Genomic DNA, 15,847 nt, shown 5'->3' with positions numbered 1-15,847 from the left:
TACTGTTGAGGTGTGCGCCTGCCGTGCCCCGCTGCGAACGGGGTATCACCTGCTCATCAAGAGCTCGGAAGGGGGCATCCCCTGCTCGGCAAGGGTCCGGGAGGGCTGCGTCTCCCTGCTCGTGCGGAGCATGGGGACGGTTGTTCGGGCGCGGCCGACTCGTGGGCCGAGTCCGCGTGGCGTGGGCACCGCCGGCTGTGAGAGGGACGGGAATGGAACCGACCGAGAGCGCCGCCCCGGACTCACGGCTGCGCGCGCGCCTGTGGCGCGCGCCGGGAGCCTGGTTGCGGGGCCGCCGGGCAGTGCCGGCCACCGACCCGGGCGCCGCCGTCGGCGCGGCCGCCCGCTCCGGATCCGCCGCGCTGAGCACCGCCGTGGAACCACGCGAGCGGGCCTGGATGGCCACACCCGACCGCACCGACACCCCCGTCACCTGCACGGCCGACCCGGCCGCGCAGGACTCCCGCGAGGCCTGGCCCCTGCTGCCCGTCATGGTCGTCGCCGCGGCCGCCGTGTTCCTCGGCACCGGCTTCTTCCAGGCCGTCACGGGCCGGCACGCGCTGTTCCCCACCGGCGCGGCCGGCTGGTCCCTCGCCGTCCTCACCGGCCTCATCGTCGCCCACCTCGTCGCCCTCGGCCGCGACCGCTGGTGGGGCGGCACGGGATCCGGCGGCGCGCTCACCGTCGCCGTCCTCCTGCTCTACGGCTGGGTGCCCGCCGGCCTGGTCAGCCTCACCGTCGTCGTCCTGGTCGGCGTCGCGCGCAGACACCGCTGGCGGCAGGGCCTGCTGCACGGCGCGGTCGACATCCTCGGCATCGGCGCGGGCGGCCTCGCCCTGGCCGCCTTCGGCACGGCGCCGAGCGCCGAATCCCCCTGGCTGCCCGCCACCTGGGACCTGTACACCGCCCCCCAAGTGGCCCTGGTCGCCGTCGCGTACCTCGTCGTCACCCGCGTCCTGCTCTGGTACGTCCACGCGCCCCGCACCGGCGCCCTGCCCACCGTCACCCGCACCGCCCTCGTCAGGCAGGGCCTCCTCAGCGTCGCGCTGCTCGGCATCGCCCCGCTGATCTGCGTCGTGGCGATCTCCCTGCCCATCCTGCTGCCCCTCTTCGCCATCCCGCTGGTCGCGCTCGACTCCACCCTGTGGATCGCCCGCGCCCGTGCGGAGGAGCAGCTGCGCGACCCGCTCACCGGCCTGCCCAACCGGCAGTGGCTGCTCGAACGGACCTGGACGGCCCTCGACGACGCCGAGCGGCTCGGCGCACGGGCCGCGTTAATGCTGATCGACATGGACCGCTTCCGGTCGGTCAACGACACCCTCGGCCACCTCGCCGGCGACCGGCTGCTGCTGCAGATAGCGGACCGGCTGCGGCTCGCGCTGCCGCGCGGCGCCGAGGCCGCACGGCTCGGCGGCGACGAGTTCGCCGTCCTGCTGCCGGTCGTCGACTCCACCACCTCGGCCACGCGTGTGGCGCGCCAGCTGGTCGCCGCCCTCGGCTCGCCGCTCGACCTTGACGGCCTGACCCTCGTCCTGGAGGCGAGCGCCGGCCTCGCCGTCTTCCCCGACCACGCGCTCGACGCGGAGGGCCTCCTGCGCCGCGCCGACGTCGCGATGTACCAGGCGAAGCGCGACCGCACCGGCGTCGAGGTGTACGAGTCCAAGCGGGACTCCAACACCCCGGACCGCCTCGGCCTGTTGGGCGACCTGCGCCGCGCGCTCGACGCCGGCGACGTCGAACTGCACTATCAGCCGAAGGTCCGCTTCGACGGCAAGGTCGCGGGCCTGGAGGCCCTGGTCCGCTGGGTGCACCCCGAGCGCGGCCGGGTGCCGCCCGACGAGTTCATCGCCATCGCCGAGTCGTCCGGCCTCATGCCCCACCTGACGGAGTACGTCCTGGAGACGGCGCTTGGCCAGGTCGCCAAGTGGCAGGCGATGGGACTCAAGGTCCCCGTCGCGGTGAACGTGTCCCCGCGCGACGTCCACACCCCCGGCTTCGCGGGTGCGGTCGCGGCGCGTCTCGCCCGGCACGGGGTCCCGCCCGGGGCGCTGCAGCTGGAGATAACCGAGCACGTCCTCCTGGAGGACCCGCAGCGCGCCGCGGACACACTGGCCGGGCTCACCGGCCACGGGGTCAAGATGTCCCTCGACGACTTCGGCACGGGGTACTCCTCCCTGGTCCACCTGCGCCGCCTCCCGGTCAGCGAACTGAAGATCGACCGCTCCTTCGTGGCCCGCCTCGCCATCGACAACGAAGACGCGGAGATCGTCCGCTGCACCGTGGACCTCGCCCACTCGCTCGGCCTGCTCGTCGTCGCGGAGGGCGTCGAGGACGACGAGACGTGGGAGCGGCTGCGGGACCTCGGGTGCGACGCGGTCCAGGGCTGGCTCGTCGCCGCGGCGATGCCCGCCGAGGAGGCGACGGCGTGGCTCCGCGCGCGCGGCTCCCGCGGCTGGCGCCGCCCGGCGGACGTCGCCGCGGAGGCCGCCTCCGCGGCGGAACAGTCCTCGGGCCACGTGGTCAAGTAGCCGCCGCGGAGCGGTGCGGAGGAAACCGTTTAACGGGCACCCCGGAGCGACCCATAGGATTGGGGCCACAACCCGCACACTCACCCCTGAGGACCGCCGCATGCCTGGCATCACGCGCGAGGAGGTCGCCCACCTCGCCCGCCTTGCACGTCTGGAGCTGAAGGCCGAGGAGCTCGACCACTTCGCCGGACAGCTCGACGACATCATCGGCGCGGTCGCCCGCGTCTCCGAGGTCGCCGACCAAGACGTACCGCCGACCTCGCACCCGCTGCCGCTGACGAACGTCATGCGCGCGGACGAGGTCCGTCCGTCGCTCACCACCGAGCAGGCGCTCTCTGGCGCCCCGGCCCAGGAGCAGCAGCGTTTCAAGGTGCCGCAGATCCTGGGGGAGGACTGAAGATCATGACGGACATCATCAAGCTCACCGCCGCCGAAATCGCGTCGGGGATCGCCTCCGGCGAGCTCACGGCGGTCGAGGTCACCGAGGCCCACCTGGCCCGTATCGAAGCCGTCGACGAGAAGGTGAACGCCTTCCTGCACGTCGACCGCGAGGGCGCTCTCGCGCAGGCCCGCGCCGTCGACGAGAAGCGCGCCAGGGGAGAGAAGCTCGGCCCGCTGGCCGGCGTCCCGATCGCGCTCAAGGACATCTTCACCACCGAGGGCGTGCCGACCACGGTCGGCTCGAAGATCCTCGAAGGCTGGATCCCGCCGTACGACGCGACCGTCACCAAGCGCCTGAAGGCCGCCGACGTCGTCATCCTCGGCAAGACCAACATGGACGAGTTCGCCATGGGGTCCTCCACCGAGAACAGCGCGTACGGCCCCACCGGCAACCCCTGGGACCTCACCCGCATCCCGGGTGGCTCCGGCGGCGGCTCCTCCGCGGCCCTCGCCGCGTACGAGACCCCCCTCGCCATGGGCACCGACACCGGCGGCTCGATCCGCCAGCCCGCGGCCGTCACCGGCACGGTCGGCGTCAAGCCGACCTACGGCGGCGTCTCCCGCTACGGCATGGTCGCCTTCAGCTCCAGCCTCGACCAGGGCGGCCCCTGCGCCCGCACCGTCCTCGACGCCGCCCTGCTGCACGAGGCCATCGCCGGGCACGACGAGCTCGACTCGACGTCCATCGACGCCCCGGTCCCGCCGGTCGTCGAGGCCGCGCGCAACGGCTCCGTCCAGGGCATGCGGGTCGGCGTCGTCAAGCAGTTCCGCGGCGAGGGCTACCAGGCCGGTGTCGTCCAGCGCTTCGACGAGTCCGTGGAGCTCCTCAAGGAGCTCGGCGCGGAGATCGTCGAGCTGGACTGCCCGACGTTCGACCTGGCGCTCTCCGCGTACTACCTGATCGCGCCCTCGGAGTGCTCCTCGAACCTCGCCCGCTTCGACGCCATGCGCTACGGCCTGCGCGTCGGCGACGACGGCACGAAGTCCGCCGAGGACGTCACCGCGCTGACCCGCGAGGCCGGCTTCGGCGACGAGGTCAAGCGCCGCATCATCCTCGGTACGTACGCGCTCAGCTCCGGCTACTACGACGCGTACTACGGCAGCGCCCAGAAGGTCCGCACGCTCATCACCCGTGAGTTCGAGGCGGCCTTCGAGCAGGTCGACGTGATCGTCTCCCCGACGACGCCGACCACTGCCTTCCCGATCGGCGAGCGCGCCGACGACCCGATGGCGATGTACCTCGCGGACCTGTGCACCATCCCGACCAACCTGGCGGGCAACGCCGCCATGTCGCTGCCCTGCGGCCTCGCGCCGGAGGACGGCCTGCCCGTCGGACTGCAGATCATCGCCCCCGCCATGAAGGACGACCGGCTGTACAAGGTCGGTGCTGCCGTAGAGGCCGCCTTCGTGGAAAAGTGGGGACACCCGCTGCTTGAGGAGGCACCGTCGCTGTGAGTGCACTGAACAAGGCCAAGGGCTTCAAGAAGTCCAAGACCGGCACGTACCTGTCGATCGGCACCACCGCCTTCGGCGCGGTGAGCGTGATCAAGCAGGCCAAGAAGGCCCGCTACGACCACGACACGCTCCGCCTCGTGGACGCGATCGTCTCCGCTGCCGCCATCGCCACCGGCGTCGCTCTGCTCGTGCGCGAGCTGAAGCGCCTCGGCGACGACGACGTCCTGCTGGGCTGAGAGGGAAAGTTTCACCGTGACTGTCACTTCTGACCTGGTGTCGTACGAGGAAGCCCTCGCGACGTACGACCCCGTCATGGGCCTCGAGGTCCATGTCGAGCTCGGCACCAAGACCAAGATGTTCTGCGGCTGCTCGACCGCGCTCAAGCAGGACGCGAACAGCCAGACCTGCCCCACCTGCCTCGGCCTGCCCGGCGCGCTGCCGGTCGTCAACGAGATCGGTGTCGAGTCCGCGATCAAGATCGGTCTCGCGCTGAACTGCGAGATCGCCGAGTGGTGCCGCTTCGCCCGGAAGAACTACTTCTATCCGGACATGCCGAAGAACTTCCAGACCTCGCAGTACGACGAGCCGATCGCCTTCAACGGCTATCTGGACGTCCAGCTGGAGGACGGCGAGATCTTCCGCGTGGAGATCGAGCGCGCCCACATGGAGGAGGACACCGGCAAGTCCACGCACGTCGGTGGCGCGACGGGCCGCATCCACGGCGCCTCGCACTCCCTCCTGGACTACAACCGCGCCGGCATCCCGCTCATCGAGATCGTCACCAAGCCGATCGAGGGCGCCGGCGAGCGCGCCCCCGAGGTCGCCAAGGCGTACGTCGCCGAGCTGCGCGAGCTCATCAAGGCGCTCGGCGTCTCCGAGGCCCGCATGGACAAGGGCCAGATGCGCTGCGACGTCAACCTCTCGCTGCGCCCCAAGGGGCAGCAGGCGTTCGGCACCCGCAGCGAGACGAAGAACGTCAACTCGCTGCGGTCCGTGGAGCGCGCGGCGCGCTTCGAGATCCAGCGCCACGCGGCGGTCCTGAGCTCCGGCGGCACCATCGTCCAGGAGACCCGTCACTTCCACGAGGACGACGGCTCCACGACCTCCGGCCGCATCAAGGACAACGCCGAGGACTACCGGTACTTCCCGGAGCCCGACCTCGTCCCCGTCGCCCCGTCCCGCGAGTGGGTCGAGAAGCTGCGGGCCGGCCTGCCCGAGATGCCGCGCGTGCGCCGCAACCGCCTCCGCGAGGAGTGGGGCATCACCGAGCACGACATGCAGTCGATCCTCAACGCGGGCGCGGTCGAGCCGATCGTCGCCACCATCGAGGCGGGCGCCGACGCGGCGTCGGCCCGCAAGTGGTGGATGGGCGAGCTGGCCCGCAACGCCAACGAATCGGGTGTGGCTCTCGAAGAGCTCCCCATCACCCCGGCGCACGTCGCCCGGGTGACCGAGCTCGTCGCCGCAGGTGATCTGAACGACAAGCTGGCCCGCCAGGTCATCGAGGGTGTCCTGAAGGGCGAGGGCACCCCGGACGAGGTCGTCGAGAAGCGCGGCCTGAAGGTCGTCTCGGACGAGGGCGCGCTGACGGCCGCCGTCGACGAGGCCATCGCCGGCAACCCCGGTGTCGCGGACAAGATCCGCGGCGGCAAGGTCGCGGCCGCCGGCGCGCTGGTCGGCGCGGTCATGAAGGCCACCCGTGGCCAGGCCGACGCGGCCCGCGTCAAGGAGCTCATCCTGGAGAAGCTGGGCGTCAGCGAGGGCTGAGGTTTCCCTTCCTCCCGGTGAGGGGGCGGCGCACCCGACGGGGGCGCCGCCCCCTCACTCGTGTCCGGACGTCCTGGTGAACTCTTGGACGTTCACTCCGACTTCGTCCCGCGGTCTTCACAAGGAAACCGGACGTCACTAGCGTCCCGCCGAACAGGTCAATGGATCAGCAGAGAACCATTGGATGTCGGCCAGGACAACTGGGAGGTCCCACGTGACTCCGGAGATTTCGCGCAGACGCCTGATGGCGATCGGCGGCGGCGCGCTCGGTGCCGCCACCGTCGGCTCCTTCCTGCCGCCTTCGCTGCAGGAGGCGCTCGCGCAGGAGCCGCCGAGGGACGGCGGTCTCGACAAGATCGAGCACGTGGTGATCCTCATGCAGGAGAACCGGTCCTTCGACCACTATTTCGGATCCCTGCGCGGAGTGCGCGGCTTCGGTGACCGCAACGCCATCCGACTGCCCAGCGGCAAGACGGTGTTCGAGCAGCCCGGCGCCCTGCGCACGATCCTGCCCTTCCCCGTCCGCCAGGCCGCGGAGACGCAGAAGAAGGACCTCCAGTACATCGGCGACCTGGACCACTCCTGGAGCGGCGGCGCCAAGGCCTGGCGCGACGGCTGGATGGACGGCTGGATCACCGCCAAGACGGCGGCCACGATGGCGTACTACACGCGCGAGGACATCCCGCTGCACTACGAACTCGCCGACACCTTCACCGTCTGCGACGCCTACCACTCGTCCATCCACACCTCCACCAGCCCCAACCGCAACCACCTGTGGAGCGGGAAGACGGGCTACGAGGCGAACGGCAAGCGGGCCGTCGGCAACGACGCCTACGCCGAGGGAACGCACCCCGGCTACGGCTGGGGGACGTACGCCGAGCGCCTGGAGAAGGCCGGCGTGAGCTGGCGGACGTACACCGAGTGGGAGAACTTCACCGACAACCAGATCGAGTTCTTCACCACCTTCAAGGCCATCGCCCGCAAGGCCCTGGCCGCGGCGGGCACCGGCCTGACCTACATGGAGGCCTTCTACGCCAAGGTGCGCGACACCAAGGACGAGACGGCGCGCGCGAAGCTCCTCGCCGACCTGGACAAGGGCGTCGCCACCCTCACCAAGAGCGAGCGGTCGCTGTTCGAGCGCGGTCTGCGGCGCGTGCCGACCGGCAAGCTCGCCGAGGAGTTCGCGAAGGACGTCGCGGGCGGCAAGCTCGCGAAAGTCACCTATCTGGTGCCGTCCGCGGTGGACTCCGAGCACCCCAGCGTCTCCTCGCCCATCCACAGCGCGACCATCGTCTACAAGGTGCTCGACGCCCTCGCCTCCCATCCCGAGGTCTGGCGTCGCACCGCCGTGTTCATCAACTACGACGAGAACGACGGCTTCTTCGACCACGTCCCGCCGCCCGTGCCCGGCGGCGACTCCGCCGAGGAGAAGGAAGAGCGCTGGGACGGGAAGCCGACCGGTCTCGGCGCGCGCGTGCCGATGCTCGTCATCTCGCCGTGGACCGTCGGCGGATACGTCTGCTCCGAAGTCTTCGACCACACCTCCGTCGTGCGCTTCCTGGAGAAGTGGACCGGGGTGAAGGAGCCCAACATCAGCGCCTGGCGCCGCAAGGTCACCGGCGATCTCACCGGCGCCTTCGACTTCCGGCGCGGCCACCGCAGGCCCGACATCGACCAGCCCGGCGCCATCCCCGCGTTCAGCGGCCGCTGGGCGCCGCAGCCGCCCCTGAAGCAGTCGATGCCGGTCCAGGAGCCCGGCACCCGCCGCGCCCGCCCACTGCCCTACCAGCCCGACGCCGACGTGACGCCCGGCGAGGACGGCACGCTCACGGTGCGGCTGCGCAACGGCGGCAGCTCCAGCGCGCACTTCGCGCTCTACCCGTACGCCGGTGAGTTCACGATTCCGCAGCACCAGGACGTCGTGCGCAAGGGCTCCTGGACCGTTCCGGTGCCGGGGGACGCGTACGCCTTCACCGTCACCGGGCCGAACGGCTTCCGCCGCGAGTTCGCGGGGGCCAAGGGGGCCGGGGACGGCGGCGCGCGGCTCGCCTCCGCGATCACCCGCCGCGAGATACACCTCACCCTCGCCAACCGCGGCCGCCACGACCTGGTCTTCACGGTCAAGCCCCTCGGCTATGTGGACGAGGACGACATCAGGCGCCGCACACGGACCGTCCGGGTCAAGGCGCGCAGCAGCCGCACCGTCGCCTGGCACACCGCCGGCGAGCACGGCTGGTACGACGTCGAGGTGACCACCGACCGCGACACCGCCTTCCGTCGCCGCCTCATGGGCCACATCGAGAACGGACGCGTGAGCGTCTCGGGATGACCCCGGCACGCCGGGTGCGCGGAGGTACCCCCGGTGCCTCCGCGCACACCTTGTGCCCTTGTGAGTAAGGCCACGAAACGGACCAACGATCGCCAACGGCTGTCAAAGTGACTGTGGCGCCGATGTCGCCACTCATGCGTTCTTTGCGGGCTGCGGGCTGTCCACTTGCTTGACTGTTGCTCCCGATGAAGATCCACGAACCATTCAGGGAGCCAGTCCGTGGCAGCACTCGCCCGGTGGTGCGTCAGGCACCGACTCGTCGTCGTCCTGCTGTGGCTCCTCGCTCTCGGCGGGGCCGTCTCGGCCGCCGCCGTCGCCGGATCCGCGTATTCGAACGACTACGAGGTGCCGGGCACCGAGTCCGGCCGGGCGACCCAGCTCCTGAACGAGAACTTCCACGGCCTCGGCGGCGACAGCGACACCGTCGTCTGGCACACCGGCCCCGGCACCTCCGTGCGCGCCGCCGACGTCGAGCAGACGATGTCCGGCGCCCTCGACAAGATCGCCGAGCTGCCCGCCGTGGCCTCCGTGACCGGGCCCTACGAGGGCGAGGGAGGGGGCGCGGACCAGGTCAGCCAGGACAGCCGCACGGCGTACGCCACCGTCACCTTCCGCGAGCAGGCCGACGACATGGACAAGGCCGACGCGCAGGCCGTCGTCGACACCGCGAAGGCCGCCGCGTCCGACCGCCTGCAGGTGGAGCTCGGCGGCACCGCCATCGGTCTCACCGAGTCCAAGAGCGCCCAGGTCGCCGAGATCGTCGGGGTGGCCGTCGCCGCCGTCGTGCTCTTCGTCGCCTTCGGCTCGCTCGCCGCGTCCGCCCTGCCCATCGCCACCGCGTTGGTGTCCGTCGGCACCGCGTACGCGGGCATCGTGCTGCTCGGCCATGTGATGACCGTCGCGGACTTCGCACCGATGCTCGGCACCCTGATCGGGCTCGGCGTCGGCATCGACTACGCCCTCTTCATCGTCACCCGGCACCGCAAGGGCCTCAAACGCGGCCTGCCCGTGGCCGTCGCCGCCGAACGCGCCGTCGCCACCACAGGACGCGCCGTGGTCTTCGCGGGCGCCACCGTCTGCATCGCCCTGCTCGGCATGCTCATCCTGCGGCTCGGCTTCCTCAACGGAGTCGCGATCGCCGCCTCGCTCACCGTCGTCCTCACCGTCGCCGCGTCCGTGACCCTGCTGCCCGCGCTCCTCACCTGGATCGGCCCGCGCGCCCTCAGCCGCCGCGAACGCCGCCGCATGGCCGAGCACGGCCCCGAACCGGAGCTGCCGACCGGACTCGCCGCCCGCTGGGCCGTCTTCGTGGAGCGCCACCCCCGCCTGCTCGGCGCCGTCGCGGTCCTCGTCATGGCCGTGCTCGCGCTGCCCGCCCTCGGCCTGCACCTCGGCACATCCGACCAGGGCAACAACCCGGCGAAGGCGACCACCCGGCAGGCGTACGACCTCCTCGCCGACGGTTTCGGCCCCGGCGTCAACGGGCCCCTGACACTAGTGAGCGAGATCTACGGAGCGGGCGACCGGGTGGCCGTCGACGACCTCGCCGCGACGCTGAGGTCGACCGAAGGCGTCGCCTCCGTGAGCCCGGTGACGTACGGGGACAACGGCCGCGCCGCCTTCCTCACCGTCGTCCCCGACTCGGCTCCCCAGTCCGAGAAGACCAGCGCACTCGTCGACCGGCTGCGCGACGACGTCCTCCCTGAGGCGGAGGCGGAGAGCTCCCTGGAGGTGTCCGTCGGCGGCGTCACCGCGAGCTACGACGACTTCGCGGAGGTCATCGTCGGCAAGCTGCCGCTCTTCGTGGGCGTCGTCATCGGGCTCGGCTGCGTGCTGCTCCTGCTGGCCTTCCGGTCCATCGGGATCCCCCTCAAGGCCGCCGCGATGAACGTCGCCGCGGTCGCCTCCGCGTTCGGCGTCGTCGTCGCGATCTTCCAGTGGGGCTGGGGGAGTGAGCTGCTCGGGCTCGGCAGGGCCGGGCCGATCGAGCCTTTCCTGCCGGTGATCATGGTGTCCGTCCTCTTCGGGCTCTCCATGGACTACCAGGTCTTCCTGGTCAGCCGGATGTACGAGGAGTGGCTGGAGACCGGCGACAACCGGCGGGCCGTCCGCGTGGGCCTCGCCGAGACCAGCCGCGTGATCAACTCCGCGGCCGTGATCATGATCTCGGTCTTCCTGGCCTTCGTCCTCAGCGGCGACCGGGTCATCGCGATGTTCGGCATCGCGCTCGCGGCGGCCGTCGCCCTCGACGCCTTCGTGCTGCGTACGCTGCTCGTGCCCGCCCTGATGCACATGCTCGGCGGCGCCAACTGGTGGCTGCCGAGCCGCCTGGACCGCCTCCTGCCGCGCATCAGCATCGAGCCGCCGGAATCTCGTTCGAACCCGCGTGGCACACGTGCGAAGATCCCCGGAAACCGGGACGTCGCCGACGACGTGAGTGCGCTGGAGGAGCAGGATGTTCGCGATATCGCTGGACGAGGGCGCTGAGCTGCGGCCGCTGGAGCCGTGGCAGGCACAGGAGTTCCTGGAGCACGTCGAGCGGGCGCGGGAGTACGCGGGGCCGTGGGTGCCCTTCACCGCGGTCGTGACGGACCTCGAGACCGCGCGGAAGCACCTCCAGACGTACGCCGACAAGCAGGCCTCCGACACCGGACGTTTCTACGGCATCTGGCTGGACGGCACCCTCGTCGGCGGTGTCCTCTTCCGGATCTTCGACACCGGCAGCGACAGCTGTGAGGTCGGTGTGTGGCTGGAGCCGTCGGCCGCCGGGCGCGGCCTGGTCAACAAGGCGTCGCGGGTGCTCATCGACTGGGCCGTGGACGAGCGCGGGATGCACCGCGTGGAGTGGCTGGTCTCCTCGCTCAACGACCGCAGCAAGGCGGCCGCCGAGCGGCTCGGGTTCACCAGGGACGGCGTGCTGCGGGAGAGCTTCCCCTGGCAGGGCGTGCGGCACGACATGGAGGTCTGGTCCGTACTCGCCCCGGAGTGGCGGGCGGCGCGGGACGCCCAGGTGGCGGACGCGCGTTAAGGGAGCTCTCAGACTCCGTCCGTACGGTGCGGGGCATGGGTACTAAGACAGATGACGCGGCCGGTGCCAAGGGTGCGGCCGGGACCGAGGCCGAGGCCGACGAAGTGACCGGGGCCGGGAAGCCGGAGACGGTCGACGTCACGAAGTCCGACGCGGCCGACGCCGCCGGGCCCGAGGGCGCCACCCCCGAGGCGGCGGAGGCCGCCGACGCGGACGCCGAGACCGCCGAGGACGCAGAGAACGCCGACGCCGACGCGGATGACGATGTGGATGCCGACGTGGCCGCCCGCCCCGCCGGGCCCACCGGTGTCGGCCAGGGCGCCGCGGCCGTCGTGTCCGCCGCGCTCGGCGTGATCGGCCTCTCCGGAGGCTGGCTCGGCACGATCGCCGGCGCGCGCTCGAACATCATGGGGCAGCTGGAGACCAAGCAGTCCGCGAGCGTCTCCGACCAACTCCAGGCCATGTACGGCGACTCCTGGCAGGCCACCGCGCTGATCGCCGGCTTCTTCGCGGCCGCCGCGCTGGTCGTCGGCTTCCTGGTGCTCGTCAGGCCCGCGTTCGGCGCGCCCGGCAAGGAGCAGGCGCCGTGGATCAAGTCCGTGGCGTGGGCAGGCGTCGCGCTCGGCGTGATCGGGCTGCTCCTCGCCGTCGCCAAGTACTCCGACCTGCTGCTCGGACTGCCGTCCGCACCTTCCTGAGCCATCGGCCCGCGCACGTAAGGCAGGGGCGGGGCAGGGGCTAAGGCCCCCGCCCCGCCCTTCGTCGTACCTAAGGCCCCACGCCTCCGGGAGATGCGGCATCCGCCCGATGTGGGCGACCCCCCTGGGAGACGAAAGTGGAGACATCGCAGAGAACGACACCGGCGATACCACCGACAACCCGAGGGGTACGACATGTTCGAGTACGAGATGCACCAGGTGCGCGCCGCCGAGCTGGCCCGCGAGGCCGACCGCCACCGCCTGCTCGGCGAGGCCCGCAAGCTCCGTGCCGCCGCCCGCCGTTCGGCCCGCCACGAAGCCGAGGGGCGGGTGAGTACGACGCTCTGGAGGAACCGCCTCATGCGGGGCAGGGCGCGCTTCACACGGGCCGCCTGAGATGACGGGGCCCGTGCCGGTGACCGCTCCGCGGACATCGGGTGCCGCGCCGGCCGCCCTCTGTGCGATGCTCGCGGCTGTGGAGACCAGGTCCGTGAGCCCGGTGTTCGTCGGCCGAACCGACGAACTCGGCGTACTGAACGAAGCGCTCGCCCGCGCCACCGGCACCCCGCTCGAAGGAGCCGGGGGGCCCGGCCCGGGCGAGCCGCAGGCGTTGCTGCTCGGCGGTGAGGCGGGGGTCGGCAAGACCCGCCTCGTCGAGGAGTTCGCCGCGGCCGCCGAGAGACAAGGCGCCGTCGTCGCGCTCGGCGGCTGCGTGGAGATCGGCGCCGACGGCCTGCCGTTCGCCCCCTTCGCCACCGCGCTGCGCTCGCTGCGCCGCCAGCTCCCCGACGAACTGGCCGCCGCCGCCGAGGGCCAGGAGGAAGAACTCGCCAGGCTCCTGCCCGAACTGGCGGGGCCCACGCACGGAAACACCTCGCACGGACACGCCCCCGGAGGCAGATCCGACGAGGGAACGGCCCGCCTCTTCGAACTCACCGCACGCCTCCTGGAGCGCCTCTCCCGCGACCGCACCGTCGTCGTCGCCCTGGAGGACCTGCACTGGGCCGACACCTCCACCCGCCACCTCCTCGCCTATCTCTTCCGCACCCTGCGCGGCGGCCGCCTCGTCCTCCTCGCCACCTATCGCGCCGACGACATCCACCGCCGCCACCCCCTGCGTCCCCTCCTCGCCGAACTGGACCGGCTGCGCACGGTGCGCCGTGTCGAGCTGAGCCGCTTCAGCAAGGACGAAGTCGCCCGCCAGATGGCCGGGATACTCGCAGCCGAGCCCGAACAGGCCTTGGTCGACGACATATTCGACCGCTCCGACGGCAACGCCTTCTTCGTCGAGGAACTCGCCGTCGCCTCCCACGGCGGCAGCTGCGCTGGTCTGACGGACTCCCTGCGCGACCTGCTCCTCGTCCGCGTCGAGGAACTGCCCGAGGACACCCAGCGGGTGGCGCGGATCGTCGCCGAGGGCGGCTCCACCGTCGAGTACGAACTGCTCGCCGCAGTCGCCGGACTCGACGAGGACGACCTCATCGAGGCGCTGCGAGCGGCCGTCGGCGCCAACATCCTGCTCGCCTCGCCGGACGGCGACGGCTACCGCTTCCGCCACTCCCTGGTCCGCGAGGCCGTCAGCGACGACCTGCTCCCCGGCGAGCGCTCCCGCATCAACCGTCGCTTCGCCCAGGCCCTTGAGGCCGAGCCCACGCTCGTCGCCGCCGACCAGCGCGCCGCCCGCCTCGCCACCTACTGGTACCACGCGCACGACGCGGCCAAGGCCCTGCCCGCCGTCCTCGACGCCTCCGTCGAGGCCCGCCGCCGCTACGCCTACGCCGAGCAACTCCGCCTGCTCGAACGGGCGATGGAGCTGTGGGACGACGCCCCCGAGTCCGTCCGCGAATCCCTCCGCCCCGCCGACTACGTCGAGGGCTACCCCGCCTGCGGCTGCGACCCCGCCACCGCCCCCCTGCGCTATCTGGACCTGATGGCCGAGGCCACGGTCGCCGGGCGCCTCTCCGGCGAACGCGACCGCGCCCTCAAAATCACCAAGCGCGCCCTGCGCTTCCTCGACGGCGAGAACGACCCCCACCGCTCCGCCTGGTTCTGGGTGGCCCGCTCCCGGCTCGTCTCCACCCTCGGCCGCGGCGACGGCTGGGCGGAGATCGCCAAGGCCGAGGAGCTGATGCGCGGCCTGCCGCCCTCCGAGGTGCACGCGGACGTCCTCGTCTACCGCGCCTCCTGGGGCATGCTGCACGACCCGGGCCCCGAGACCCTGGCCGCCGCCGAACGCGCCGTCGAGTACGCCCGCATGGTCAAGGCCGACACCATCGAACTCAACGCCCGCCTCACCCGCGGCGCCCTCCTCGTCGAGGCAGGCGACCCCGAGGCGGGCCTCGCCGAGATGTACGAGGTCAGGGACCGCGTCGTCCGGGACGCCCTGGTCACCGACCTCAGCCGGGTCCACATCAACCTCCCTTCCTCCCTCGAAGGCGTCGGCCGCTCCGCCGAAGCGGTCGAGGTCGCGATGGCGGGCATCGAGTTCTGCCGGAAATACGGACTGGTGGACTCCGAGGGCTGGGTCTGGGCCAATGTCGCCGAGTCGCTCATCTCCCTCGGCCGCTGGGACGAGGCGGCCCACGCCGTCGCGGAGACCCAGCGCTGCGTGCAGAGCTCCAAGCCCCGGGCCTCGGCCTCCGAACGGTCCGCGCGCATGGCGCTCTACCGCGGTGAATACGCCGCGGCCGCCCGCCACATGCACACCGCCCACCAGCACCTCGGCACCCACGATCCACAGCCCCAATACATCCTCGTCCTCGTCCGCATCGCCCTCGGCCTCGCCGCCGCCGAGGGCCGGATCCTCGACGGCCGCGCCGAGTTCGAACGCGGCCTCGCCACCGGCCTCCCCCTCGGCACCTACAAATACGGCTGGCCCCTGCTCCTCGCCGCCGCCACGATGGAGGCCGACGCCCGCGGCCTGCCCGCCGCCGAACCCGGCCGCCCCGCCGCCCTCGAACGGATCCGCGGCGTCACCAAGTCCCTCGCCACCCCCACCCCGCTCTCCCTCGCCCTCGACGAGTGGACCCGCACCGAACTCCTGCGCGCCGAGGGCCGTGACCGCCCCGCCGACTGGCACACCGTCGTCACCGCCCTCGAACCCCTCGACCGCCCCTACGACCTCGCCCAGGCCCGCCTGCGCCTGGCCGAATCCCTCCTCGCCCCGGACACCACCGACCGCGACCGCGCCGCCCACCTGCTGCGCCAGGCCGGCGAGGTGGCTGACCGGCTCGGCGCCCGGCCGCTCTCCGACTCCATCACCGGACTCGCCCGGCGCGCCCGCCTCTCCCTGCACCCCGCCGAGACCGTCCGCGCCCCCGCCGCCCCGGCCCACCCCGCCGAGGCGCTGGGCCTGACCAGCCGGGAACGGGACGTCCTGCGGCTGGTCGCGGCGGGCCGCAGCAACCGCCAGATCGCCGAGGAACTCTTCATCTCCCCGAAGACGGCGAGCGTCCACGTCTCCAACATCCTCGCCAAGCTGTCCGTCACCGGCCGCGGCGAGGCCGCCGCGCTCGCCCACCGGCTCCGGCTGTTCCCCACCGCCGACGAGCAGCCCGCCCGGGGTTGACCTGCGCTTTTCCGTCTCGAGCCGGTTTCCGGC

The 15,847-nt window shown here is 72.0% G+C and carries 11 protein-coding genes; all 11 read left to right on the top strand.

Annotation, left to right across the window (positions count from 1 at the left end):
• Positions 1-212: 212 nt before the first annotated feature.
• The 11 genes from ACZ7LU_RS11960 (at position 213) to ACZ7LU_RS11910 (ending at position 15,814) form a co-directional block, all read left to right on the top strand.
• Entirely contained in the window at positions 213-2,528 is a 2,316-nt protein-coding gene (locus tag ACZ7LU_RS11960) for a putative bifunctional diguanylate cyclase/phosphodiesterase (protein WP_471916631.1), read from the top strand.
• A gap of 100 nt (positions 2,529-2,628) precedes the next feature.
• Complete coding sequence (gatC, locus tag ACZ7LU_RS11955) at positions 2,629-2,925, top strand: Asp-tRNA(Asn)/Glu-tRNA(Gln) amidotransferase subunit GatC (protein WP_362999093.1); 297 nt, start codon at positions 2,629-2,631, stop codon at positions 2,923-2,925.
• A 5-nt stretch (positions 2,926-2,930) separates the two neighbouring features.
• On the top strand, positions 2,931-4,424 hold the full coding sequence (gene gatA, locus ACZ7LU_RS11950) for an Asp-tRNA(Asn)/Glu-tRNA(Gln) amidotransferase subunit GatA (protein WP_398308860.1): 1,494 nt from the start codon (positions 2,931-2,933) through the stop codon (positions 4,422-4,424).
• Complete coding sequence (locus tag ACZ7LU_RS11945) at positions 4,421-4,660, top strand: hypothetical protein (protein WP_362999095.1); 240 nt, start codon at positions 4,421-4,423, stop codon at positions 4,658-4,660. Before gatA ends, ACZ7LU_RS11945 begins: the two co-directional genes overlap by 4 nt.
• Before the next feature lie 16 nt (positions 4,661-4,676).
• The gene (gatB, locus tag ACZ7LU_RS11940; protein ID WP_471916630.1) at positions 4,677-6,191 is read left to right on the top strand and encodes an Asp-tRNA(Asn)/Glu-tRNA(Gln) amidotransferase subunit GatB; all 1,515 of its coding nucleotides are present in this window, start codon (positions 4,677-4,679) and stop codon (positions 6,189-6,191) included.
• A gap of 214 nt (positions 6,192-6,405) precedes the next feature.
• Positions 6,406-8,520, top strand: a complete 2,115-nt coding sequence (locus tag ACZ7LU_RS11935) for a phosphocholine-specific phospholipase C (RefSeq protein WP_471916629.1) — start codon at positions 6,406-6,408, stop codon at positions 8,518-8,520.
• A gap of 219 nt (positions 8,521-8,739) precedes the next feature.
• Entirely contained in the window at positions 8,740-11,007 is a 2,268-nt protein-coding gene (locus tag ACZ7LU_RS11930; RefSeq protein ID WP_471916628.1) for an MMPL family transporter, read from the top strand.
• The gene (locus ACZ7LU_RS11925; RefSeq protein ID WP_471916627.1) at positions 10,976-11,548 is read left to right on the top strand and encodes a GNAT family N-acetyltransferase; all 573 of its coding nucleotides are present in this window, start codon (positions 10,976-10,978) and stop codon (positions 11,546-11,548) included. The genes ACZ7LU_RS11930 and ACZ7LU_RS11925 overlap by 32 nt, the downstream gene beginning before the upstream one ends.
• 35 nt (positions 11,549-11,583) lie before the next feature.
• A complete protein-coding gene (locus ACZ7LU_RS11920; protein ID WP_471916626.1) occupies positions 11,584-12,246 on the top strand; it encodes a hypothetical protein in 663 nt (220 codons plus the stop codon).
• A gap of 195 nt (positions 12,247-12,441) precedes the next feature.
• The gene (locus ACZ7LU_RS11915) at positions 12,442-12,642 is read left to right on the top strand and encodes a hypothetical protein (protein WP_398308849.1); all 201 of its coding nucleotides are present in this window, start codon (positions 12,442-12,444) and stop codon (positions 12,640-12,642) included.
• 67 nt (positions 12,643-12,709) lie between these two features.
• Positions 12,710-15,814 carry a helix-turn-helix transcriptional regulator gene (locus ACZ7LU_RS11910; protein ID WP_471917059.1) on the top strand — a complete coding sequence of 1,035 codons (3,105 nt, stop codon included), beginning with the start codon at positions 12,710-12,712 and terminating at the stop codon, positions 15,812-15,814.
• The last annotated feature ends 33 nt before the right edge of the window (positions 15,815-15,847 follow it).

It is taken from the genome of Streptomyces sp. NPDC039462 (assembly GCF_055639375.1).
The sequence above is the reverse complement of the archived record's forward strand: the minus strand, read 5'-3'. Positions and strand labels throughout refer to the sequence as shown.

Bases quoted from the DNA above. Each gene is read 5' to 3' on its own strand.
- ACZ7LU_RS11910 (WP_471917059.1), top strand. From the start codon at position 12,710: ATGCTCGCGGCTGTGGAGACCAGGTCCGTGAGCCCGGTGTTCGTCGGC.
- ACZ7LU_RS11915 (WP_398308849.1), top strand. From the start codon at position 12,442: ATGTTCGAGTACGAGATGCACCAGGTGCGCGCCGCCGAGCTGGCCCGC.
- gatC (WP_362999093.1), top strand. From the start codon at position 2,629: ATGCCTGGCATCACGCGCGAGGAGGTCGCCCACCTCGCCCGCCTTGCA.
- ACZ7LU_RS11925 (WP_471916627.1), top strand. From the start codon at position 10,976: ATGTTCGCGATATCGCTGGACGAGGGCGCTGAGCTGCGGCCGCTGGAG.
- ACZ7LU_RS11960 (WP_471916631.1), top strand. From the start codon at position 213: ATGGAACCGACCGAGAGCGCCGCCCCGGACTCACGGCTGCGCGCGCGC.
- ACZ7LU_RS11920 (WP_471916626.1), top strand. From the start codon at position 11,584: ATGGGTACTAAGACAGATGACGCGGCCGGTGCCAAGGGTGCGGCCGGG.
- gatA (WP_398308860.1), top strand. From the start codon at position 2,931: ATGACGGACATCATCAAGCTCACCGCCGCCGAAATCGCGTCGGGGATC.